This is a genomic window from Microcoleus sp. Z1_B2, assembly GCF_036700325.1.
Lineage (GTDB): Bacteria > Cyanobacteriota > Cyanobacteriia > Cyanobacteriales > Microcoleaceae > Microcoleus.
This window is the reverse complement of record NZ_JAUBOQ010000003.1, coordinates 96,348-116,589: the sequence shown is the minus strand read 5'-3', so window position 1 is coordinate 116,589 and position 20,242 is coordinate 96,348. Positions and strand designations below refer to the sequence as shown.

Here is a 20,242-nt window from a genome sequence, read left to right as displayed (position 1 = left end):
CCTCATAAAATTATCAGGAATTCAGTCCTCACTACGAACCGATCGCGATTAAACAATGTAAGGAGAATCGATCGCCTTTGCCCGATTAATCGCCACCAAAGTCTGGTAAATCAAAGCCGAAATCTCACCGCGGGTAATGTCCCGCAGCGGCGAAAGCCAATCGCGGGAAGGATAATTAACCACAATCTTCAAAGCAGTTGCTGTGCCGATCGCACTTAAAGCATAATTAGGAATTTGAGAGCGATCGGTGTAAACTTTCAAAGTATCAGGATTGCCGCCCTTAAGTTCCAAACCGTTAACCAAAGACACGATCGCATCAGCCTTAGTTAAATTCTGATTCGGGCCGAACTTCAACCCCGGAAACCCCGCCAAAAACCCCCCCCGATTTGCCCGTTCGATCGCACTTCTCGCCCAAAAAGTAGCAGAAACATCAATAAAATTTGTAGCCGGCACCCTCGGAATCGGACTAAACGCACTCACCAACAGCGCCGCATATTGAGCACGGTTTAAACTGTCATCAGGCCTAAAAGAACCGTCAGGAAAACCGCTAATTATATTCGCCGCAGCCAAAGCTTCAATAAACTTCTGTGCCCAATGTCCAGAAATATCGCTGAACACTGTACCCCCGATATTCGGATTGCCGCCGCCCTTTCTCACCGCAGCTTGCACAGCTTTAAAAGCATTCACTTTCCCGTAACCAAACCAATCGCTGCGGCCGTTGTTAGGATCGTAATTTCCCATGCGATTGCCCAACTGGGGATCGGGATCGGGATCGACAATTTTCTCAGCAGTTTGTTCGAGAATTCCCCGCACTTCCCGCGCCGTCAAACGGGGGTTAGCCGAAAGTATCAACCCTGCAACCCCAGCGACTACTGGAGTGGCGCTGGAAGTACCGCCAAAAGTATCAGTATAGTCCCCCCAGTCGTAGCCCCGATTGCCCACTCGATCGGCAGTAAACACCCCCAAACCGGGCAAATACTGCGTCACCTCCGGCGGCGTGCCGATAAATCCGGTTTCTGGCAACCAAGTTCCCGGCGGCGCGTTGTTGCTGGGGGCGCAAACCGAGATGCTGGTGCCCCAATTGCTGTAGGCTGCTTTTTTGTTGAGGGAAGTGGAAGCGCTGACGGCAATTACGTCGGGGTGGACGGCAAATCCTGCCAGCCATCTAGTTTGACCGCCCAGGACGTTGTTGGGCCAGCCTTTCTCGTTAATTGTGCCGTTGACTGGGCGGTTGGCATTGCCGGCAGCGAACAGAATAACGCAGCCTCTGCCGCCCCGCCCTTGGGTTGCTGCTTTGGTGATAACGGCACTCTGCCGCAGGGAAAGGGGATAGTAAACTGCCGCAGGCCCCCAACTGCAAGAAATGACGGCGGCACCTTTTTCGATCGCCCAATTAAATATTTTTTCGACAGAATCGTCATCGAGAAAACCCGTGGTACGAATGGGCATCAGGGCGCATCCGGGGGCGACGCCGACAATGCCTTTGCCGTTTTCTTCAGCAACGGCGACGCCGGCACAACTTGTGCCGTGGTTGTCTGAGTCGGCGACTGGCATCGGGGAAGTGTCGCCCTCTTTGAAATCGATGGGTGAGACGATTTTGCCTTGGGCTTGAAAATCCGGGTGGGTGATGTCAACTGCATCGTCGGCGATCGCAATTACGATCGATCGAACTCCGCGAGTCATGTCCCAAGCTGGTTCTGCATAAATTTGAGCACCGCCGACAAGTTCCTTGCCGCCTTTGTTGTTGAGATACCACTGTTTGGGATAAAGCGGATCGCGGGGCGTGTAATGCTGCTGCGTCTCTACTAAAATGTTGGGTTCTGCTACGAGAACTTCTGGATATCTTGTCAGGCGGTTGGCAATTTTGACCGGGTTTTCTGTTGCTTGTTTGGTGACGAAGCAGACGAAGGTGTTGGGAATTCCTTCTACTGGCCGGACTATTTTTAAAGCTGCTGCATTGGCGATCGCCTTTCGCGATTCTTCGTCTACTTGTTCGCCAAATTGAATGGTAATTTGGTCGGTTAAATAAAAGAATGTACTGGGATTGTTCGCGGGGCAATAGACGTGGCTGGCAAAAGCTACGGCATCGCTGGCGCGCGCTGTTTGCATTGCTGCTTCTAGGCGATCGGCTGAAACGAGATATTCTTCGAGATTACTTTGGCCGACGCGGCGGTTGAGTTTTGCCCCAGTTGTTGCAGCCCAATCGTTTGAGGCTGATGCTGTTGGTGAGGGGCGGACTGTAAAGCGATCGTCCGCTTTTGACAGCAGCAATTCATCGCCGCCGCGCTGCAAAATCAGTGGGAGACTTTCATCGGGAACTCCAATTCCTTGATAGTTTTGGAGAGTCTCGGAGGTGGGTTTGCTTGGTTGTACCATCAGAAATGTTCCTGTTTGATTTTGATGTAGATTTATCAAACATATTTATAAGCTGTCAGGGAGGTTTTTGCTATGAGGGGTTTGAATCTGTAACTAACAGCGGTAGTTTTTCCATCAGTCCGCGTCGGACTTAGTTTGTGCGATCGCGTTGCTAGCGGTTTCAACCGCCGAGTCTTTTTCGAGATCAGCAAGTTTTTCAGCAGATAAACACGCTCAAATAAACACGCTAGGATTAACATTAAAAAATTCTCCCAGCGCCTTAGCTTGCGCCTTGCTAATCGCCCGTTTCCCATTAACCACCTCAGAGACTACTCCTTTGGAACCAATCACGCCCACTAAATCGGCTTGTTTGAGTTCGCGAACTTCCATGAAATGCAATAGAACATCCCGGGGAGTCACTTCTGGATCTGGGTAATATTTTGATTCGTATTCTTCGATCAACAGCCCCCAGAGACTCAGTAAAGTTTCTTCTTCTACTGTTAATTCTTCCTTAGACATCAGAAAATCGACTTCTGCGAGGGCAAGATCATTATCTTCTTCGTTCAGGATTGGCTTAGGCTGAGATTTAGCCAGCAGTTGACCGTAAGCTGTTCTTTCAATTGCCATATTCATGGTGCGTTCGATTGTTGAATTAGATCGGGACTTACGCATCAAATACCAAAGAAACCGGGTTTTTTACCAGGTTTAAAGCCTCAAATGCAGTATTTAGGTAAAAAAACCCGGTTTCTGCGTCCCGGACTAGATTGCCGGGATCTGTCCAATCCCCCGCGATTTCCTTGTTCAATCCAAAATCTAAAATCCAAAATCTAAAATCCAAAATCGATCGCCCACCCTTTGACATTTCAACAAATTTGGTTTACACTTAGCCGGTTGCGATCGCCAATGGTAAGATCGGCTCAAGCTAAATATTTTTTTAAAGCGCATAGGCGCAAAGTAATTTCATGGTATACTCTGGAACTGTTTGCTGGCTTCGCTCCACTGCCCGGATTACGATCGGGGCGATCGCAGCTTTTACCCTGTTGCAACCGATCCAAGTCCAAGCACAACAACCTTCTGGGCCAGAGAACCAACAGCAAATCGAGCCCGCCGACGACCCCACAGACCCCAACAATCTTCGCCCTCTGACGCAAGACAGCAGTCTGCTGAGCGTCCCAGGAGGCCAGCGTTTGATGACAGAAGCCAGCAGTGCTATTTCCTCTCAGAATTACGCACTGGCTACTCAAAAACTCCAAGAATCCCGCCAAATTTTCAATCAACTGTCCAACTTCTACCAACAACTGGGTAGCAGTTTTGCCGGAATTGACATCCGCTTGGCGGAAAGCCACCGCACCAAAGCTGTAGAAACAGCCCAAATGCGCGACGAAGCCACCTACCGGCTGGCGTTGGTACACCGGGCCCAAAATAAGCCCGAACTGGCTGTGCCCCTGCTGATTCAGATTATTCGATCGCAGCAGCCAACTCGCGACTTGGGCAAGAAAGCTTACCAGCAGTTACTGGAATTGGGTTTTGTGGATTCGCCCTTTCCCCGACCTGCCAGCAGTCAACCGCGATCGTCTAACAAATAGTTCCACTAAAATCTAAATTACAGCCGTTTATCAGAGAAACCAATGGTTACACCGTCTCAAGTAGCAGAAATGATTAAGGCAGGGTTGCCCGACGCTAAAATACAAGTTGACGATTTGACCGGTGGCGGTGACCACTACCAGGCGAGAGTCGTCTCTGCAGCCTTTGAAGGAAAAAGCCGAGTACAGCAGCACCAACTGGTATACGGCGCTCTCAAACAGGCAATGGCTAGTGAAGCCATCCACGCTTTGGGCTTGGAAACCTTAACTCCTGCAGAATGGGAAGCGAAAAGTCAAGCTGCTTAATTGTTGAGCGGCAATTGGGTATCACAAGTTTGTGCTTGTGTCAATAGTTGCTTGAAATACAACTGCTGCACTTACCCACAAAAACCAAAGAAACCGGGTTTTTTAACCGGAATCTATGGCTGTAACGAAAGATTTTCCTAAAAAACCCGGTTTCTGCGTCAGTCAACGTTGAAAAATTTTCAAACAATATTAGGACCTACCATGAGTACAACAGCACATCAAAGAATTGACGAGTTGGTTAAGCAAAACAAAATCATGGTTTTTATGAAGGGCAATAAGTTAATGCCCCAGTGCGGTTTTTCTAATACTGTGGTGCAAATTCTCAATACTTTGGGAGTGCCTTACGAAACTGTTGATGTTTTAGCAGACCAGGAAATTCGTCAAGGCGTTAAAGAGTATTCCAACTGGCCGACAATTCCTCAAGTTTATATCAACGGCGAGTTTATTGGTGGCTCGGATATTATGATCGAGATGTATCAAAAGGGCGAATTGCAAGAAGTTGTGGAAGTGGCTTTGGCTTCTTAAATTAGACAGAAAAAACATTTCCCCGACTTCTTAAAGAAGTCGGGGAAATAACAGCAATCGCGTTTTACTTTGAATTAAGTTAATTTACTTACAGCGGATTCCAGGTTGATAAAGTACACCCCAGAAACCGGGTTTCTTCTGGATTTCTCGCCAGAAACCGGTTTTATTCAAGAAACCCGGTTTCTCTGTACTTCACTTACCTGGAAAGTGCTGTAATTATTCGTTACCAGGCAAAGCCTAGGAACGCAATGCAGTAGGCTAGGCATCGAATTTTTAGGCTCCCAAAGCGAGGCCGAGCCTGTGGACATCGGTTCCGAGGCATAGCCGGGGAACCAGTTAAAATTCCCAATTCCCAATTCCCAATTCCCCATTCCCCATTCCCAAATCATCAAGGGTTTATCAAACCGAATTTGCTATTTAATAGTAGTCTGCTTCAGTTTGGGTCTGTGGCATTGCAAAATTGGAGGGGTCGTGAATGTAACGGGCTGCTTCTTCCTCTAGTCTGTGAATCAGATAGGGTTCCAAACTGTTGGAGTGCCGCAGGGCTGCTAAATAGCCGTCTAAGTAAAGCCGCAGGTCATCAAAGCGATAACCTCTATTCCACATTTCGACGAGGGCGTCGGTGAGTTTTTGGTAGTGCCGGATTGTTTGGGTGTCTTGTAGCATGGTGTGAGTTTGAAATCCTTTGTGGTTTGTATAATGACGGCGGGATTTAGGAATGGCCTCGATTGATGCTGAGTGGCTCAGCTTGAAGCTATTTCTAAATAAAAGTTTTTACCCTGCTCAACAGGCTACCCTCCATAAAAAATTTCACTCGTTGCAATGCAGTTGCTCGACTTTTTGCGCGCACCTAGATAATTCGCTGTGCGTTTAATTGAGTCGGGATGTGGCTGAATTTGACGGTCAAAGTGGCTGAGTGTTCCGGCTACCGAGCGAACGGTTGGAGGAATTCTAGTTTCACTTGCGCGATTTGTCAACCTCCTGGAATTGGGGGCTGGGTCGGGGGGATCGCTTTTGGCAGGCGGTTGGGGCATGGGATCGATCGGCTTTACACTGTCCTATTTTCATTGTAAGCTCATCGCCAGAATGATTTAACCTTTCTGCAGGCTGACCCTGCCAAATTAACCCAATCTTTAAAATTCCTACCCTAGGTATGTCCGCTGCTTTAAACGCAGCTCATGCTTGAGTAGCGATGGTTACAAAAGCTTGACAAAAGCTCTGTTAACCTTGTAGCAATTAGTGATATGGGAAGCTCGCCTCTGTGGAATCTGCAAGTATTTCAATTGTTGAAGGGAATCCGCACCTGCGATCGCTCTTGGGCTGGCATCTACAGCAAGTCGGTCACTGGGTGCACCAGTCAGCGGATATCAGTCACGCTAGGGAAATATTTTTCAGCCGCCAGCCAACCCTAGTCATTCTGGATGCCCAATTGCCCGATGGGGACGGTTTGGAATTTTGCAACTGGCTACAACAGCAGCAGCAGTCGCTGATTTTGATGCTGTCGGCGCGGAATTCGGAATCGGATATTGTTGAAGGTTTGAAGGCGGGGGCAGACGATTACCTGACTAAACCCTTTGGGATGCAAGAGTTTATGGCCAGGGTGGAAGCTCTGATGCGCCGCAACCGCACGATGCTACCGCCGGCGACGCTGGAGTGCGGGCTGCTGAAAATTGATTTGGTGCAGCGCCGAGTCAGGTTGTACGAGGAACATATTGAGCTGACTCCCCAGGAATTTAGCCTGCTGTACGTGCTAGCTCAAGCTGGAGGAGTGCCGCTGTCGCGCTCGGATTTGCTGCGTCGGGCCTGGCCTGATGCGATTGATAACCCCCGGACGATCGACACTCACGTACTCTCTCTGCGTAAAAAAATCGAAATCGACCCGCGACAGCCGAGCTTGATTCAAACTGTACGCAATGTCGGCTACCGACTGAATCTGGAGTTGTTAAATAATGCCAATCAACATTCACCAGTGCCCAGGGCGGTGCTTTCTTAAACTGCGATCGGGCTATAAGTCTGATTTTATTTGGGGAATTGATTGGCGATCGCATCGGTTTTCGCTGCCATAATAAAGTCATTGCGATGCAGTCCAGAAATCTCGTGAGTCCACCAAGTAACGGTAACTTTCCCCCACTCGGTTAACAGTGCGGGGTGATGTCCTTCAGTTTCTGCTGCTTCGCCGACGCTGTTTGTAAAGGCGATCGCACTTTTGAAATCCGGGAATTCGTAGGTGCGTTCTATTTGGGGAATGCCATTTTTTTCGGTCAAATTCCAGTCGGGAATTTGAGGTTTTAGCTGGACAATTTCGTAAGCTGTGACGCGGGCAGAGTTTGGGCTGCAGGCTGCACAGGGTTCTGTTGCTAAAGGTTCCATAAATTGCTGTTTAGCGAGAAGATGCTAAAAGATATTATAGACATTTCTAATCTGAATTATTTTGAAGGGCAACTGTCCTTTAGGATTGACATCTTGCACCATTTTTAATAAGCTTTTTATGGGCGGGTAGGATGCCCAACCCACAAGAAATTCACTCTTTGTGGAACAGGCCGGAAAGCCTGTTTTTGAGAATGGTGCAAGGCAGACATTGCGATCGAAATCGTTCAAAAAACAGATGAGCAATCCTTTAAAATTTCTGGAAATTATCGTTCACTGTGGAATCGGTTGACCGATAATATCAGGAATGGGCGGGTTGATTTGGCTATCTCGGTGATATTGTAAAACTTGGCGAACCCGCCCCTTCAAGTGCGATCGATCAACCGATAATTTTCTTAATCAAATCCAACTTACCCTTATAGGGAGCGTACCGCCATTTTAAGTCAAGTAAAAATGACTTTTGCAGCACGCTTTTTTGATGCGAAAAAGTATCAAAACTTGCTTTCGCGTGATAGCTACCGATGCCGCTTTCACCAACTCCGCCAAAAGGTAAATCTTTTACTCCCACTTGCATAACCGTGTCGTTGAGACAAACTCCCCCCGAAGAAGTTTCCCGCAAAACTCGCTCTTGTTTCTCTTTATTTTTAGAGAACAAATACAAAGCTAGGGGTTTGGGACGGGCGTTTATTTGCGCGATCGCCTCCCCGAAATCATCATACTCCAAAACTGGCAAAATCGGCCCGAAAATCTCATCCTGCATCACCGGCGAATCCCAGGAAACACGATCTAAAACCGTCGGTGCAATATATCTATCTTCCGGTTTCACTTCCCCACCGACGACAATTTCTCCATCTTTGATAAACGCACTCAAACGGTCTAATTGCCGCTGGTTGATAATCCGCGAATAGTCGGGACTTGTTTGCGGATTGTCGCCGTAAAATTCGTGAATGGCTGTTTTAATTGCTGTCATCAAAGCAGGTTTAACTTTTTTATCAACTAATAGGTAATCGGGAGCGATGCAAGTTTGTCCGGCATTGAGAAATTTGCCCCACGCAATGCGTTTTGCTGTGTATTCAACCTGAATGTCTGAGTCTACAATGCAAGGACTTTTTCCACCTAATTCTAATGTGACAGGTGTCAGGTGTTTAGCGGCAGCTTCCATGACTATTCTACCGATTTTAGTGCCGCCTGTAAAGAAGATGTGGTCAAATTTTTCGGCTAGCAATTGTTGGCTGATTTCGACTCCTCCTTCGACGGCGGCTATATAGGCGGGATCGAAGGTTTTGGATATCAGGTCGGCGATAACTTCGGAGGTGTGCGAGGCGATTTCCGAAGGTTTGAGAAGTGCACAGTTGCCGGCGGCGATCGCCCCGACCAAAGGTGATATCATTAGCTGAAATGGGTAATTCCAAGGCCCGATGATTAAAACAACGCCCAAAGGTTCAGGGTAAATGCGGGCCGATGCTGGGAATTGATCTATCGAAGCAGCCACTTTTCTCGGCTTTACCCACGATTTGAGGTTTTTGATGGCATAATTAACTTCGGCGATCGATGCGATTTCAAGATAAGCCTCGAATTCCGGCCGACCGAGGTCTGCCTTGACGGCATCGACTATTCGTGATTGATTAAGTTCGATCGCACTTTTAAGTTTTTTGAGTTGTTCAAGCCGAAAATCCACATCTTTCGTTTTCCCAGTCGCAAAAAATTGCCGCTGCTGCTGGATAATATCGCTGACGCTGATTACCATTTTTTGTCCTCCATGTCTATAAATAAATGTTACAACAGGAAAACGGAACTTGGGTAAAGTGCGATCGGTGTTAAAGCGCAGACCTCTTGAAAAAGTCTGCGATCGGGGCTTTATGCTATAACTTATAAAGTATTAATTGTAGATGCTTAATTTGAGTTAAGTCATGAAAATATCTAAGAACGATTTTTTTTTCTATTCCTGCTGGCTGCTTTGCTTGCTTGCAGTAGCAGGATGTACCTCTAAGCCCGAAAAGCAAGTTGTCATCTGCTCGAAAGACTTTACCGAACAAGTCATCCTCGCCGAAATTTTAGCACGCCATATCGAAGCTAAAACAGATATCAAAGTAGAACGAGAACTGAATCTGGGAGGTTCGCTTTGCCATCAATCCCTAACAGCAGGTAAAATCGACTTGTACGTCGAATACACGGGGACTGCTTACGCCAACCTGCTCAAACAAAAACCGATTTCTGACCCCAAAAAAGTCCTCGATTACCTCAAACAAGAATATCCCAAACAGTTTAAAGCAGAATGGACGGAACCGCTGGGATTTAATAACAGTTTTGCGATTATTGTGCGGGGAGACGATGCCAAAAAACTCAATTTACAAACTCTCTCGCAACTTGGGAAAGCTTCACCTAACCTCCGGGCTGGTTTCGGCCCAGAATTTAACGAGAGAGAAGATGGGTTTCCCGGATTGGCGAAAACTTACGGAATTAAGTTTCGAGAACAACCGAAGGAATTGCTGTTAGGATTGCTTTATCAAGCGCTGCAACAAAAAGAAGTAGATGTGATTGCTGGTAATACGACGGACGGTTTGATTCAAAGTTTAGGTTTAGTAGTTCTCAAAGATGACAAGGGCTATTTCCCGCCCTACGAAGCAGTTCCGGTTGTGCGATCGCAAATTTTGGAACAATACCCGGAATTGCGTCCAGTGCTCGCAGAATTGGGCGGCAAAATCTCTGAGGAAGATATGCGGAAACTCAACTATCAAGTTGACGGGGAACAGCAGGAAGCTGGACAAGTGGCGCGGGAGTTTTTGCAGCAAAAGTTGGGCGGTTCCCAGCCCGCACCTAACGCAAAATAATCGGCAGTTTCTATCCTAAAAGTTCACTTTATATCCGTAGCAGCTTACTTAAAAGTTGGGATTAGAAATTGGTAAGTATTGGGATTTCTACGATTTCAGCAATTTTATGAGCTAGCTTTTTAAAGTCTCCGTAAACACTTTGCACGGCCTGGATGTGAGAACCAATTGCCCCATCCGCAGGTTTGAGGTGGAACATAGGTTTATGGGCTTCCTGGGCAAGCGGCATCAGACTCTGATAGTGTTTTAGCAAAGCTAAACAGTGAGGATCTTCGGCGATGGAAAGTGTGCTATTTTCCGATTCATTGAGCACAGCTTCCCGATAAATATTAGGAATCCGTGCAATCCATCGCTGATCAGCTTTCACTGGGCGGTCTAGCCGTACCGAGTGTTGCAGGACAATATAACCAACAGGTTGCATTTGACCTTGAGGAAGCTTTAAATCAGGGGCAGGATTTTTCTCTAATCTTTCTAGCCATTCTTGCCGCCAGCGTCTGAGAGTTGGGCCGAGATTTTTCAATCCTTGCAGTGAGAATAAATCCGGTGATAGAGGAACTACTACATAGTTAGCTGCAATCAAAGCGGCCCGGTTAATCGCTCCTAAATTCGGGCCGATGTCTGTCAAAACTACATCAGCTTGATGAACTGTTGCTGCTTCTTGCAAGAGTCGCCAAAAAGCAGAAATGACCCGAAAAGAACGCTCCTTGCGATCGGTGCAGCCGGGCCATTCTGCTGAGAGGTCATCTTCAAATCCAGAGAGCAATAAATCTCCTACCAAGAGTCCCAATCTTTCTTCAATGTGCTCTACTTCTGGAGTAGCAATATCACCAATTCCTCTAACTAAAGGCTGTACGCAGCGAAAAACTGTGTTAGGTCGGTTATTGCCTTCCCACAATTCTTCTAAACGTTCTTCCTCTAGAAAAGCAGCAGTCAGATTGGCTTGGGGGTCTAAATCTGCTGCTAGCACCCGCATTCCTAAATTGCGATACATCCAGGCTAAATGATATACTAGCGAAGTTTTACCGACGCCACTTTTATTATTGAAAAAAGCAATAATGGGTACTGTCACGGATGCCTCCTAATAATTACTAAAACATGAGCATCTTCGACAACAAACTCCGGTGGTGGACTGCCATTTTTTTGCAGTGAATTGCGAGCTATGGCGATACCCATTCCAAACCTTTGTACATAACCAAGATTTTTTAAGGCTTCTGCTAAGTTTGGATTGCGGTAGTCAGTGATTCCAGGCCTACCAAAATTTTGTCTGTTAACTTGTCCAAAGGGCCCTCCGGGGTTTTGAATTTCAATGCGATCGCTAAACCAGGTAATTCTTACTGGTGCATACGTCCCTTCATAGGTGCGGTGCAAGAGCGCATTTCTAGCAAGCTGTTGCAGTGCTACTAACGGGTAATCTGGCTGCTGGATTTCCACTGACTGAGCGGTAATATCAGAAGCTATTGAGATATGAGATTGCAGTATTTCATCTAACACTCTCAGCATCATAGAAAGTGGCCCGGCAATTTCTTTCTGGTCTTTAATTGGGTCGGTTAGCTCAGTTCCCTCAATTCGCAAAAATTGAATGTAAGCACCCGGTATCAATTGCCTTGGGTCTTTTCCTACTACCAATATACCTAAATTTGTTGGCTGAATTGACGGTAAACTGGTAATAAATCTTACTGATGCTAATTGGTGTTCGACGGTTCTTTGATTTTCTTCTAATATGTCACTAGGCAATGCTGAAGGTAGATATTCCTGTTGAAATAAAGTTAAATTTAAGTCATCTAGTGTCCCGGAAGGCAAAGATTGAATATCAAAAGGTAAATCTCTGGAACGCCGTTTTTCTGAGAGACGGCGCTCTTCTTCGGCTGTGGCAGTAGCGCGGCGGGGGCCCACCCGTACCCAGATTCGCCCCTCATAGCGGACAGGGGGTGCATCTGATGGTTCTACAATGACTGCTGCTAACTCGCATCCCGCAAGCGTTCGCTTTTGCACGGTTATCGCGGGAAAAGGCAGTATATTTCCATCTGAACGCATATCCGAGAGGGTTAGTAACAGTTGATCGGTGATGCTCAAATTGGCACAGCTTCCATCATCATTAACACCTATAAATAGTACCCCTGGCTGTTGGTGGTTTGGCAAGTCGTTGGCAAAAGCGCATATAGCCTGACGGAGTTTACCCCTATCGGATGTTGAGGCCTTGCGCTCTACTCGATCGGATTCAATGTCTTTGAGGAGATTTTCTAACTGACTGTCATCCATGCTTTAACTTATTTGTCGTAAATTATTCTTACTGCTTGCTAACAGCCGACTGCGGCTATAGCAATCCTAAATCATTTGTGAATTTCTTACTCCCTCCCCTTGATAAGGGGAGGGTTGGGGTGGGGTAAAAAATTTACGACTCCTGCAAGGATTGCTATAGTTTGGGAATTGTTAAGAGTTTAAATAGAAAAGTTTATTTTCAATTACTACTTACCAATTTCCCGCATCAGCCGCTAAATTAAATTTCTAAGTCCCTTCACTCAGCCTCCGCAAATTCAAAATATCGCTCATCTTTTTAATTTGCATACAAGTCCGCTCGAACTGTTGTTTATCCTGGATATCCATGCACAAATCAATTAAGGCCGGCAATCCGGGATATGTTTTGACTTGAGCGCTGCGGACGTTTACTTGGTTGTCCTTCAAATGCGATAAAACATCATTGAGAACTCCCACTCGATCGAGGGCTTCAATTTGAATGTTAACCGGATAAGTGTTGGGTCGAGATTCATTGCGGTTGCTGGAATTCCAACTCACAGGAACCAAGCGATCCCCAGGTACGCTCTCAACATTTGAACATCGTTGTCGGTGAATCGAAATTCCGCGAGTGCGAGTCACAACTCCAATAATTGATTCCCCAGGAATCGGACAGCAACAGCCGGCTAAATGGTAGAGCAATCCCTCTACACCTGCGATGGGCGATTTGCTCGGAGACGAACTCGGTAATGGTTTCGGTGTCGTCGATGCAGGTATTAGCTGGGGCAATTCGTGGGTTGCTGCGGGAGCAGCTTCAATTTTTTGCTGCACTTTTACTAAATCTCGCAGTCGATTTACTACGAGATTTAGGGTGACTTCGCCGTAGCCTAAACCGGCGATTAAATCTTCGACGCTGTGGTAGTTGCAGCGCTGAGCCACCGATTGCATGGGTTCAGATTTTAGCAAAGATTCTAAGCCGTTTTTACCTAATTCTTTTTCCAGCAATTCTCGGCCGCGAGCGAGATTTTCATCTCGGTGCGATCGCTTCAACCACTGGCGAATTCGGTTTTTTGCTCCGTTTGTCTTGACAAAATTCAGCCAATCGGAACTCGGATGACCATTTTTTTGGGTCAAGATTTCTACAATATCGCCGTTCTTTAAAACCTTGTCTAGTGTCACCATTCGCCCGTTGACTCTGGCACCGGTGCAGTGATTGCCAATTTCTGTGTGAATGCGGTAAGCAAAATCTACGGGAGTTGATCCGCTATTGAGAGCAATTACGTCTCCGTTAGGAGTAAAAACGTAAATATCTTCGTCGAATAAGTTGTCCTTAATGCTTTGTAAATATTCGCGATCGTCTTTGAGGTCGCTTTGCCATTCAAGGAGTTGTCGCAGCCAAGTAAATTTTTCGTCATCGCCGGTGACTTTTGTGTTAGAACCGCCGGTTTCTTTGTATTTCCAGTGCGCGGCAATGCCGTATTCTGCAATGTGGTGCATGGCTACGGTGCGGATTTGCACTTCGATGGGGCGGCCGCTGGTTCCGATTACTCCGGTGTGCAAAGATTGGTAGCGGTTGGCTTTTGGTAAACCGATATAATCTTTAAAGCGGCCGGGAATCGGGCGGAAAGAATCGTGGACGATCGCCAAAGCCCGATAACAGTCATCATTGGTTTCTACTATGATCCGCACCGCTGCAATATCGTACACTTGGTTAAAGCCTTTTTGGCGGCGCTGCATCTTCCCATAAATTCCGTACAAATGTTTGGGACGACCGCTAACTTCATAGCATTTAATGCCTAAATTGTCAAGCCTTTCTCGCAAACTATCTGTGACTTCTGCGAGTTGAGTTTCTCGATCGGCCCGCTTCACCGCCACCAATTCCTGAATTTCGCGGTAAGCTTCAGGTTCCAGGTATTTAAAGGCTAAATCTTCCAATTCCCACTTAAAGCGGCCAATACCCAAACGGTTCGCTAGGGGAGCAAAAATATCTCGGGTTTCTAGGGCAATACTGCGCTGCTTTTCTTCGGACAAATGCTCCAAAGTTCTCATGTTGTGCAGCCTGTCTGCCAGTTTGACGACAATGACGCGAATATCTTTAGCCATTGCTAGGAACATTCGGCGGAAATTTTCCGCAAGGCGCTCTGTTTTGCTGGAAAAATTAAACTTAGAAAGCTTGGTGACACCTTCAACCAACTGTCGCACTTCGGCGCCGAACCGCTGTTCTATTTCTTCGAGAGTAATATCTGTATCTTCAACAATGTCGTGGAGGAAGCCGGCGGCAATCATGACGTTGTTGCCGCCCATATACCGGAGTATTCCAGCGACAGCTACCGGATGGCAAATGTAAGGTTCTCCTGATTTGCGGTATTGTCCTTCGTGCAAGTCGCGGGCAAATTCAAAGGCCCGACAAATTAAGCTGTCGTCCGTCGAACAATTCGGGTTAGGGCCCCCATCAGGCTCCGATCGAGCATTCAGGCATTCTTGCAGCCAATCGGGAACTACAGCAGGATCGATCGAAGGAGAGGGAGTCAGAGTGTTCGCGTTCATGGGGTACACCTTTAAAACTTAGAAATACAAATGGTTAAAAGCCGGTTTTCGGTTGAATTGCCGAAATTATGTGTTTAGCTATACTAAACTAATTGAATGCCACAATTTGCAATTCAAAAAAATAGTCGATTTTTCTCAAACTATACCTATCTAATTCCGAGTCGCCCCCCCTCGCAGGTAGGAAAAGATAGTGACACCACTGCTGCCGCAGCAGTCTGTCGATCGGGGAAAATCGGGTAAAATAAGCATATTTTGGCGGTAGCCGTTGAGGTTGCGGGCGATCGGCATTTACCGGCAACGCTAAACTAAAAGCAGCAGCCAGAAGGGTAGAGTCAGGGCAGCAAATCAAAAAAAGTTCTCACAAAACAGGGAATAGCTCCAAAAACGCACAGCTTCCCTCCCTATGAGCAAACTTAAGTAAGTATCTACTTTGATTATAAATACAAATTTGTTTACAAAATCATGATATTGTCCGAAGACCGCCGCCAGTGCTACCAAGAATTACAGCAAGCGCTAGAAGAACTACAAAGAACTGCTGCACAGGAGAATCTGGATCGGGCCGCGCTGGCGATCGAATACACAAAAGTGCAACAATTTTTCGGAAACCAAATTATGAGAGCCGAAAGCGATGAGTTAGACGCCTCAGAAACACCCCCAGAGCAGTCCTATTTGACGGAAATTCACAAGCAACTGCGGTTATTGGGGACAGATGTCACCTTTTTGCAAGCGTCGCGCCAGCCAGCGACAGCAAAGGCGAGGCAAACTGGGGCGATCGCGCGGCTTAACACGCTAATTGGCTACTGTGGCGCGCTGCTGCAAAAAAATTCTGGTTCTTCAGGGCCCGCCTAGATACAGAATTAATAATTGAATTAACAGGGAATTAATAAGGCAAGGAGAAATAAAGCGGTGGAATGTCCAAAATGTAAACATCCCAATTTAGAAGGCGGTACCTTAGCCGGCCGTATGTCGGTGCAGTGGTGTCCCAACTGTTACGGTATCTGGATTCCAGGCAGAGAATACGAAGCTTGGCAAAAAGAGCAAAGCCAGTGGTACAACAAATCCGAGAAGCCTGATGCGACAGCGACTCTCGGCATAGAATTCACGCCGTCTCCCTACGACAGCAAAGCAGCGCTGTGTCCCGAAGACGGTCACTATCTGTCGCGGGCGAAAGTTCCTTTCAGCAGAGTGCCCTTTTACATAGAGCGCTGTATGTTGTGCGGGGGCATTTGGTGCGATAACGGCGAGTGGGACATTCTCGAAAGTCTGGGATTCCACACCGAGATTGACAAGATGTTTTCTCCGAATTGGCAAGCTAAGGCCCGCGTGCAAGAACTCGCCTCTCGGGAACGTCAAGTGCTGACTGAGAAGTTGGGGCCGGATATCGCCGGATATGTGTTGGAACTCGCGGAAGTTTTAGCAGACCATCCTCACGCAGATTGTGCCGCTACTTACATACTGCGGAGAGCTGAGTTGAAGCGAAGGGAAATTTAGTCAGTTGTCAGTTGTCAGTTGTCAGTTGTCAGTTGTCAGTTGTCAGTTATCAGTTGCTCGGTGAATGATGTACTAATAAAAGCTTTGTTTGTAGCTATTTTTATTTGTATTTACAAACAGCAGAGCCGTCTCTTGCCCATAACTAATAACTCTGAAACACTAAGAAGTAACAACTAACAGCCAGGATATTGACCATTAAATAACAAATAACAAATAACAACTGACCGCTGACTACTGACCGAAAGGATCCAGGATACAAGCCCCCGAATTTATCTCGCGCAAGTTAATGCTTTAATTCTTTAATCTAAAATCCAAAATCTAAAATCTAAAATCGATTGACTAAGGACTAATGACTAATGACTAATGACTCTTCTCTATTTTCCGTTGACAATCTGCGAGTAGCTTATCCCCAGCGGCGGGGCCAATCCGGTTGGGCCGTGGACGGGGTTTCCCTGACGCTGAAACCGGGGGAAAAGCTCGGATTAGTTGGGGAGTCTGGGTGCGGTAAGTCAACTTTGGGAAGGGCGGCGATGCGGTTGCTGCCGGATTCAACGCTGATTGAGGGGCGAGTTAGTTTTGCTGGAGAGTCGGTGTTTGATATGAATGCTTCGCGGCTGAGACAATTTCGGGGCGAAGCTGTAGCATTGATTTTTCAAGATCCGATGACTCGTCTCGATCCTTTGATGACTGTAGGAGAACATTGCATCGAGACTTTGCAAGCTCACCGACCGAATTTGGATCGCAAGCAAGCTAAGAAACGGGCAATCGAAACTCTGGAAGCTGTGAAAATTCCCGCGTCTCGCTGGTCGCAATTTCCCCACGAATTTAGCGGCGGAATGCGGCAAAGAGTAGCAATTGCTTTGGCTCTTTTGCTCGATCCCAAATTAATTGTGGCGGACGAACCGACTACAAGTTTGGACGTAACTGTAGCTGCTCAGATTTTGCAGGAATTAACCAGACTTTGTGAGGAACGGGGAACGGCTATTTTGTTGATTTCTCACGATTTGGCGATGGTGGCTGAGTATTGCGATCGCATTGCGGTGATGTACGGCGGTAAAGTTGTAGAAACAGGGCCGGTGCTAAACGTTTTTGAAAAACCGCAGCACGAATATACTCGATCGCTCCTCAAAGCAGCTTTGCACATTCAAGCCGATTCTGACAAAGGGTTAGCATTCGAGGAAATCAGGACTGAAGCCGTTACTGCAAACTTAACAAATTCGCCTCTTTTGACCGTAACCAATTTGCAGCAACACTACAGTTTAGAAAGCAATTTATTAGATCAGTTGTTTTCCAGGAATCGGCAGGTAATTAAAGCCGTAGACGGCGTTAGTTTAGAGCTACAACGGGGAGAAATCCTAGGGCTGGTGGGGGAGTCCGGCTGCGGCAAAAGTACCTTGTCACGCACGATTTTGCAGCTAATTACCGCGACTGGCGGCAAAGTGGAATTTCAAGGAATAGATATAACTGCCCTGAACCGCGATGCTGTGAGGAAGCACCGCCGCGAAATGCAAATGATTTTTCAAGATCCCCACGCTTGCCTGAATCCGATGATGACTGTCGGGCAAAGTATTGCTGATCCTTTGTTTATTCACAAATTAGCTAATGGCAGCGAAGCTAAAAAACAAGTAATCCAAATGTTAGAGCGGGTGGGTTTAAGTCCAGGGGAGGATTTCTTTCGCCGCTATCCGGGGGAATTGTCAGGAGGACAACAGCAGCGAGTTTCTATAGCCCGTGCTTTGATTACTCGGCCGCAACTGATAATTTGCGACGAACCTGTGAGTATGCTGGATGCCAGCGTGCAGACTCAAGTTTTAGAGCTGATGTTGGAGTTGAAGCAGGAATTTAATTTGACTTATCTGTTTATTACGCACGATTTGTGGGTGGCGAGATTTTTTTGCGATCGTATTGCGGTAATGAATGCTGGAAAAATTGTTGAAATCGGTAAGACTAGGGATATTTTTACTAATCCGCAGCACCCTTACACTCAGCAGTTGTTGCAGGCTGCTCCTTTACTAGCCCGAACTAATTGATTTGGGATTTGGGATTTGGGATTTGGGATTTCGGAAATTTCGGGTTAAATTGGTTAAAGTTAAGGGATACTTTTCAAATCCTTCCACCGACACCAAGCACGATATGGCAGAATCTGACCTAGGCAGTTTTGCGGTGGCACCCGAAGCCTCATTCGCGATCGCAGAAGATGAAGACACCGAGATCGATCGTCCGACGGTAACTCGATCGTCAGCATACAACAACTGGTCTGCCGACGATCCAGTGGGAGCTTTGTTCAAGGAAATGGCTCGGTATCCTCTACTGACAGCAGCCGAAGAAGTAGAGTTGGCGCGCCGCGTTCAAGAATTGGTAGCCCTGGATGAACTAGAACAGCGTTTGCAGCAGGAATTGGACAGAGTGCCGACAAAAGCTGAAATCGCAGCGGCTTTGGGGATAAGCGAAACTCAAATGCAACAGCTTCGCCACCAGTGTCAGTCGGCGAAACGGAAAATGATCAGCTCGAATTTGCGCTTGGTGGTTTCGATTGCCAAACGCTATCTTAATCGGGGCGTGCCTTTTCTCGATTTAATTCAGGAAGGAGCTTTGGGTTTAAATCGAGCAGCCGAAAAGTTCGATCCAGAGAAGGGTTACAAGTTTTCTACCTATGCCTATTGGTGGATTCGCCAAGGAATTACCCGGACAATTGCCAATCAAGGGCGGACGATTCGCTTGCCTGTTCACATTGTCGAACAGTTAAATAAACTCAAAAAAGTTTATCGAGATTTGAAGCGTTCTCTTCAACGAAATCCAAGTGAAACTGAACTTGCTAGAGAAATGCAAGTTAGTTGCGAACAGCTTCGCTACCTCCAGCAAGTACGTCGGCAATCTTTGTCTCTCAACCACCGCATCGGCTCAGAAGAAAGTTCGGAACTTTTGGATGTTCTCGAAGATAACGCGACGCAATCTCCCGAAGCTCAGATGAATGAGATGATGATGCGCCAAGATATTTTGGAGGTGTTGGACAGTATTTTGACTGAGCGGGAAAAAGAGATTGTTGCTATGCGTTACGGTTTGCTGACCGGCGAACCTTACACTTTAGAAGAGGTCAGCAGTTTGTTCAATTTGTCCCGCGAACGAGTCCGTCAAATTCAAAATAAGGCAATGCGAAAGCTGCGCCGCCCTCAAGTGACGGAACGATTGAAGGGCTGGTTGAAATAAACTAAAAAACCTTGAGTTGGCATTTTGAAAAATCTTAAAATTATTGTGGGGTGGCACTCCGAGGCCACCGTAAATATGCTGGTTTAATGTGGAAAAGCTTAATTAAAAATTACCAATTAAAAATTTCTGGATGTGGTATTTTTAATTGTTGATTGTCGCGTACTACTTACTTATTTATGTCTTCTGAGGTAATTTTGCGCCCCGCTACCCGCGCCGACGTGCCGGTGCTGTTTGATTTGATTAAAGCTTTAGCTGAGTACGAAAAATTATCTCATGCCGTTACTGGCAATGCCGTTGATTTGGAGCGTCATTTGTTTGGCGATAGACCTTTTGCTGAAGCGGTTTTAGCCGAGTGCGAAGGTCAAGTTGTGGGCTGGGCGCTGTTTTTTTACAATTATTCTACTTTTTTAACTCAGCCGGGAATTTATTTGGAAGATTTGTTTGTGGTGCCTGAGTTTCGAGGGCGGGGGATTGGCAAGTCTTTGATAGTTTATTTAGCGCAGTTGACGGTGGAAAGGGGCTGCGGGCGTTTGGAATGGAGCGTTTTGGATTGGAATGAATTGGCGATCGGATTTTACAAGGGTATCGGTGCTGATGTGATGCCCGACTGGCGGATTTGCCGGGTTGCGGGCGAGTCTTTGGCAAATTTGGCATCGAAGTAATTCAGGCGTGTGGAACAGGCATCTTGCCTGTGTGTGAAACAGGCATCTTGCCTGTGTGTGGCACAGGCATCTTGCCTGTGTGTGGCACAGGCATCTTGCCTGTGTGTGGCACAGGCATCTTGCCTGTGTGTGGCACAGG

General features: G+C 46.9%; 19 protein-coding genes. 10 read left to right on the top strand and 9 right to left on the bottom strand.

All coding sequences use genetic code 11. The features are described 5' to 3' along the window. Window positions 1–48: 48 nt before the first annotated feature. Entirely contained in the window at window positions 49–2,376 is a 2,328-nt protein-coding gene (locus tag QT984_RS02395) for a S8 family serine peptidase (protein WP_333052517.1), read from the bottom strand. 213 nt (window positions 2,377–2,589) lie between these two features. Continuing rightward, entirely contained in the window at window positions 2,590–2,988 is a 399-nt protein-coding gene (locus QT984_RS02390; RefSeq protein ID WP_333233358.1) for a transcriptional regulator, read from the bottom strand. A gap of 329 nt (window positions 2,989–3,317) precedes the next feature. Here QT984_RS02390 and QT984_RS02385 point away from each other — a divergent pair, with 329 nt between their 5' ends. The 3 genes from QT984_RS02385 to grxD all read left to right on the top strand — a co-directional run bounded on the left by QT984_RS02385 (window position 3,318) and on the right by grxD (window position 4,769). Further along, window positions 3,318–3,941: a hypothetical protein gene (locus QT984_RS02385; RefSeq protein ID WP_333052522.1), complete on the top strand. Its 624-nt coding sequence runs from the start codon at window positions 3,318–3,320 to the stop codon at window positions 3,939–3,941. 42 nt (window positions 3,942–3,983) lie between these two features. Next, on the top strand, window positions 3,984–4,244 hold the full coding sequence (locus QT984_RS02380) for a BolA family transcriptional regulator (RefSeq protein WP_333052524.1): 261 nt from the start codon (window positions 3,984–3,986) through the stop codon (window positions 4,242–4,244). Between the two features lie 201 nt (window positions 4,245–4,445). After that, window positions 4,446–4,769, top strand: a complete 324-nt coding sequence (gene grxD / locus QT984_RS02375) for a Grx4 family monothiol glutaredoxin (RefSeq protein WP_190657705.1) — start codon at window positions 4,446–4,448, stop codon at window positions 4,767–4,769. 417 nt (window positions 4,770–5,186) lie between these two features. Here the strand turns inward: grxD and QT984_RS02370 are convergent, their stop codons facing one another. Further along, window positions 5,187–5,435 (bottom strand): DUF6761 family protein, encoded by a 249-nt coding sequence (locus tag QT984_RS02370; protein WP_332985209.1) that lies wholly within the window; start codon window positions 5,433–5,435, stop codon window positions 5,187–5,189. A gap of 595 nt (window positions 5,436–6,030) precedes the next feature. On the opposite strand from QT984_RS02370, the gene QT984_RS02365 reads away from it, so the two are divergent. Then, the gene (locus QT984_RS02365; protein WP_333052527.1) at window positions 6,031–6,762 is read left to right on the top strand and encodes a response regulator transcription factor; all 732 of its coding nucleotides are present in this window, start codon (window positions 6,031–6,033) and stop codon (window positions 6,760–6,762) included. A 26-nt stretch (window positions 6,763–6,788) separates the two neighbouring features. Here QT984_RS02365 and QT984_RS02360 read toward each other — a convergent pair whose 3' ends face one another. Together QT984_RS02360 and QT984_RS02355 are read right to left on the bottom strand one after the other, a co-directional pair. Further along, entirely contained in the window at window positions 6,789–7,139 is a 351-nt protein-coding gene (locus tag QT984_RS02360) for a 4a-hydroxytetrahydrobiopterin dehydratase (RefSeq protein WP_333233360.1), read from the bottom strand. Between the two features lie 376 nt (window positions 7,140–7,515). After that, window positions 7,516–8,883: an aldehyde dehydrogenase gene (locus QT984_RS02355; RefSeq protein ID WP_333052532.1), complete on the bottom strand. Its 1,368-nt coding sequence runs from the start codon at window positions 8,881–8,883 to the stop codon at window positions 7,516–7,518. 163 nt (window positions 8,884–9,046) lie between these two features. On the opposite strand from QT984_RS02355, the gene QT984_RS02350 reads away from it, so the two are divergent. Continuing rightward, window positions 9,047–9,967 (top strand): glycine betaine ABC transporter substrate-binding protein, encoded by a 921-nt coding sequence (locus tag QT984_RS02350; protein WP_333269656.1) that lies wholly within the window; start codon window positions 9,047–9,049, stop codon window positions 9,965–9,967. Window positions 9,968–10,028: 61 nt separating this feature from the next. Here the strand turns inward: QT984_RS02350 and QT984_RS02345 are convergent, their stop codons facing one another. The 4 genes from QT984_RS02345 to QT984_RS02330 all read right to left on the bottom strand — a co-directional run bounded on the left by QT984_RS02345 (window position 10,029) and on the right by QT984_RS02330 (window position 15,092). Continuing rightward, a complete protein-coding gene (locus tag QT984_RS02345) occupies window positions 10,029–11,033 on the bottom strand; it encodes an AAA family ATPase (protein ID WP_333337794.1) in 1,005 nt (334 codons plus the stop codon). Next, on the bottom strand, window positions 11,030–12,223 hold the full coding sequence (locus QT984_RS02340; protein ID WP_333052538.1) for an ATP-binding protein: 1,194 nt from the start codon (window positions 12,221–12,223) through the stop codon (window positions 11,030–11,032). The genes QT984_RS02345 and QT984_RS02340 overlap by 4 nt, the downstream gene beginning before the upstream one ends. A gap of 246 nt (window positions 12,224–12,469) precedes the next feature. Next, complete coding sequence (locus QT984_RS02335) at window positions 12,470–14,743, bottom strand: bifunctional (p)ppGpp synthetase/guanosine-3',5'-bis(diphosphate) 3'-pyrophosphohydrolase (RefSeq protein WP_333052541.1); 2,274 nt, start codon at window positions 14,741–14,743, stop codon at window positions 12,470–12,472. An 88-nt stretch (window positions 14,744–14,831) separates the two neighbouring features. Then, a complete protein-coding gene (locus tag QT984_RS02330; RefSeq protein ID WP_333052543.1) occupies window positions 14,832–15,092 on the bottom strand; it encodes a hypothetical protein in 261 nt (86 codons plus the stop codon). Between the two features lie 113 nt (window positions 15,093–15,205). Between QT984_RS02330 and patD the strand changes: the two genes are divergently transcribed. From patD to QT984_RS02305, 5 genes are all read left to right on the top strand, one after another. Then, window positions 15,206–15,592 carry a heterocyst frequency control protein PatD gene (gene patD / locus QT984_RS02325; protein ID WP_333052545.1) on the top strand — a complete coding sequence of 129 codons (387 nt, stop codon included), beginning with the start codon at window positions 15,206–15,208 and terminating at the stop codon, window positions 15,590–15,592. A gap of 57 nt (window positions 15,593–15,649) precedes the next feature. Continuing rightward, window positions 15,650–16,234: a zf-TFIIB domain-containing protein gene (locus QT984_RS02320; RefSeq protein WP_333052547.1), complete on the top strand. Its 585-nt coding sequence runs from the start codon at window positions 15,650–15,652 to the stop codon at window positions 16,232–16,234. Between the two features lie 356 nt (window positions 16,235–16,590). After that, window positions 16,591–18,264, top strand: a complete 1,674-nt coding sequence (locus tag QT984_RS02315; protein WP_333052550.1) for an ABC transporter ATP-binding protein — start codon at window positions 16,591–16,593, stop codon at window positions 18,262–18,264. Window positions 18,265–18,367: 103 nt separating this feature from the next. Next, window positions 18,368–19,441 carry an RNA polymerase sigma factor, RpoD/SigA family gene (locus tag QT984_RS02310; RefSeq protein ID WP_333052553.1) on the top strand — a complete coding sequence of 358 codons (1,074 nt, stop codon included), beginning with the start codon at window positions 18,368–18,370 and terminating at the stop codon, window positions 19,439–19,441. Between the two features lie 176 nt (window positions 19,442–19,617). Then, a complete protein-coding gene (locus QT984_RS02305) occupies window positions 19,618–20,103 on the top strand; it encodes a GNAT family N-acetyltransferase (RefSeq protein ID WP_333052556.1) in 486 nt (161 codons plus the stop codon). The last annotated feature ends 139 nt before the right edge of the window (window positions 20,104–20,242 follow it).

What these genes read in the sequence shown, in the direction of transcription:
- QT984_RS02395 (WP_333052517.1), bottom strand. Translation starts at nt 2,376, where the DNA reads ATGGTACAACCAAGCAAACCCACCTCCGAGACTCTCCAAAACTATCAA.
- QT984_RS02390 (WP_333233358.1), bottom strand. Translation starts at nt 2,988, where the DNA reads ATGAATATGGCAATTGAAAGAACAGCTTACGGTCAACTGCTGGCTAAA.
- QT984_RS02385 (WP_333052522.1), top strand. Translation starts at nt 3,318, where the DNA reads ATGGTATACTCTGGAACTGTTTGCTGGCTTCGCTCCACTGCCCGGATT.
- QT984_RS02380 (WP_333052524.1), top strand. Translation starts at nt 3,984, where the DNA reads ATGGTTACACCGTCTCAAGTAGCAGAAATGATTAAGGCAGGGTTGCCC.
- grxD (WP_190657705.1), top strand. Translation starts at nt 4,446, where the DNA reads ATGAGTACAACAGCACATCAAAGAATTGACGAGTTGGTTAAGCAAAAC.
- QT984_RS02370 (WP_332985209.1), bottom strand. Translation starts at nt 5,435, where the DNA reads ATGCTACAAGACACCCAAACAATCCGGCACTACCAAAAACTCACCGAC.
- QT984_RS02360 (WP_333233360.1), bottom strand. Translation starts at nt 7,139, where the DNA reads ATGGAACCTTTAGCAACAGAACCCTGTGCAGCCTGCAGCCCAAACTCT.
- QT984_RS02355 (WP_333052532.1), bottom strand. Translation starts at nt 8,883, where the DNA reads ATGGTAATCAGCGTCAGCGATATTATCCAGCAGCAGCGGCAATTTTTT.
- QT984_RS02350 (WP_333269656.1), top strand. Translation starts at nt 9,047, where the DNA reads ATGAAAATATCTAAGAACGATTTTTTTTTCTATTCCTGCTGGCTGCTT.
- QT984_RS02340 (WP_333052538.1), bottom strand. Translation starts at nt 12,223, where the DNA reads ATGGATGACAGTCAGTTAGAAAATCTCCTCAAAGACATTGAATCCGAT.
- QT984_RS02335 (WP_333052541.1), bottom strand. Translation starts at nt 14,743, where the DNA reads ATGAACGCGAACACTCTGACTCCCTCTCCTTCGATCGATCCTGCTGTA.
- patD (WP_333052545.1), top strand. Translation starts at nt 15,206, where the DNA reads ATGATATTGTCCGAAGACCGCCGCCAGTGCTACCAAGAATTACAGCAA.
- QT984_RS02315 (WP_333052550.1), top strand. Translation starts at nt 16,591, where the DNA reads ATGACTAATGACTCTTCTCTATTTTCCGTTGACAATCTGCGAGTAGCT.
- QT984_RS02310 (WP_333052553.1), top strand. Translation starts at nt 18,368, where the DNA reads ATGGCAGAATCTGACCTAGGCAGTTTTGCGGTGGCACCCGAAGCCTCA.
- QT984_RS02305 (WP_333052556.1), top strand. Translation starts at nt 19,618, where the DNA reads ATGTCTTCTGAGGTAATTTTGCGCCCCGCTACCCGCGCCGACGTGCCG.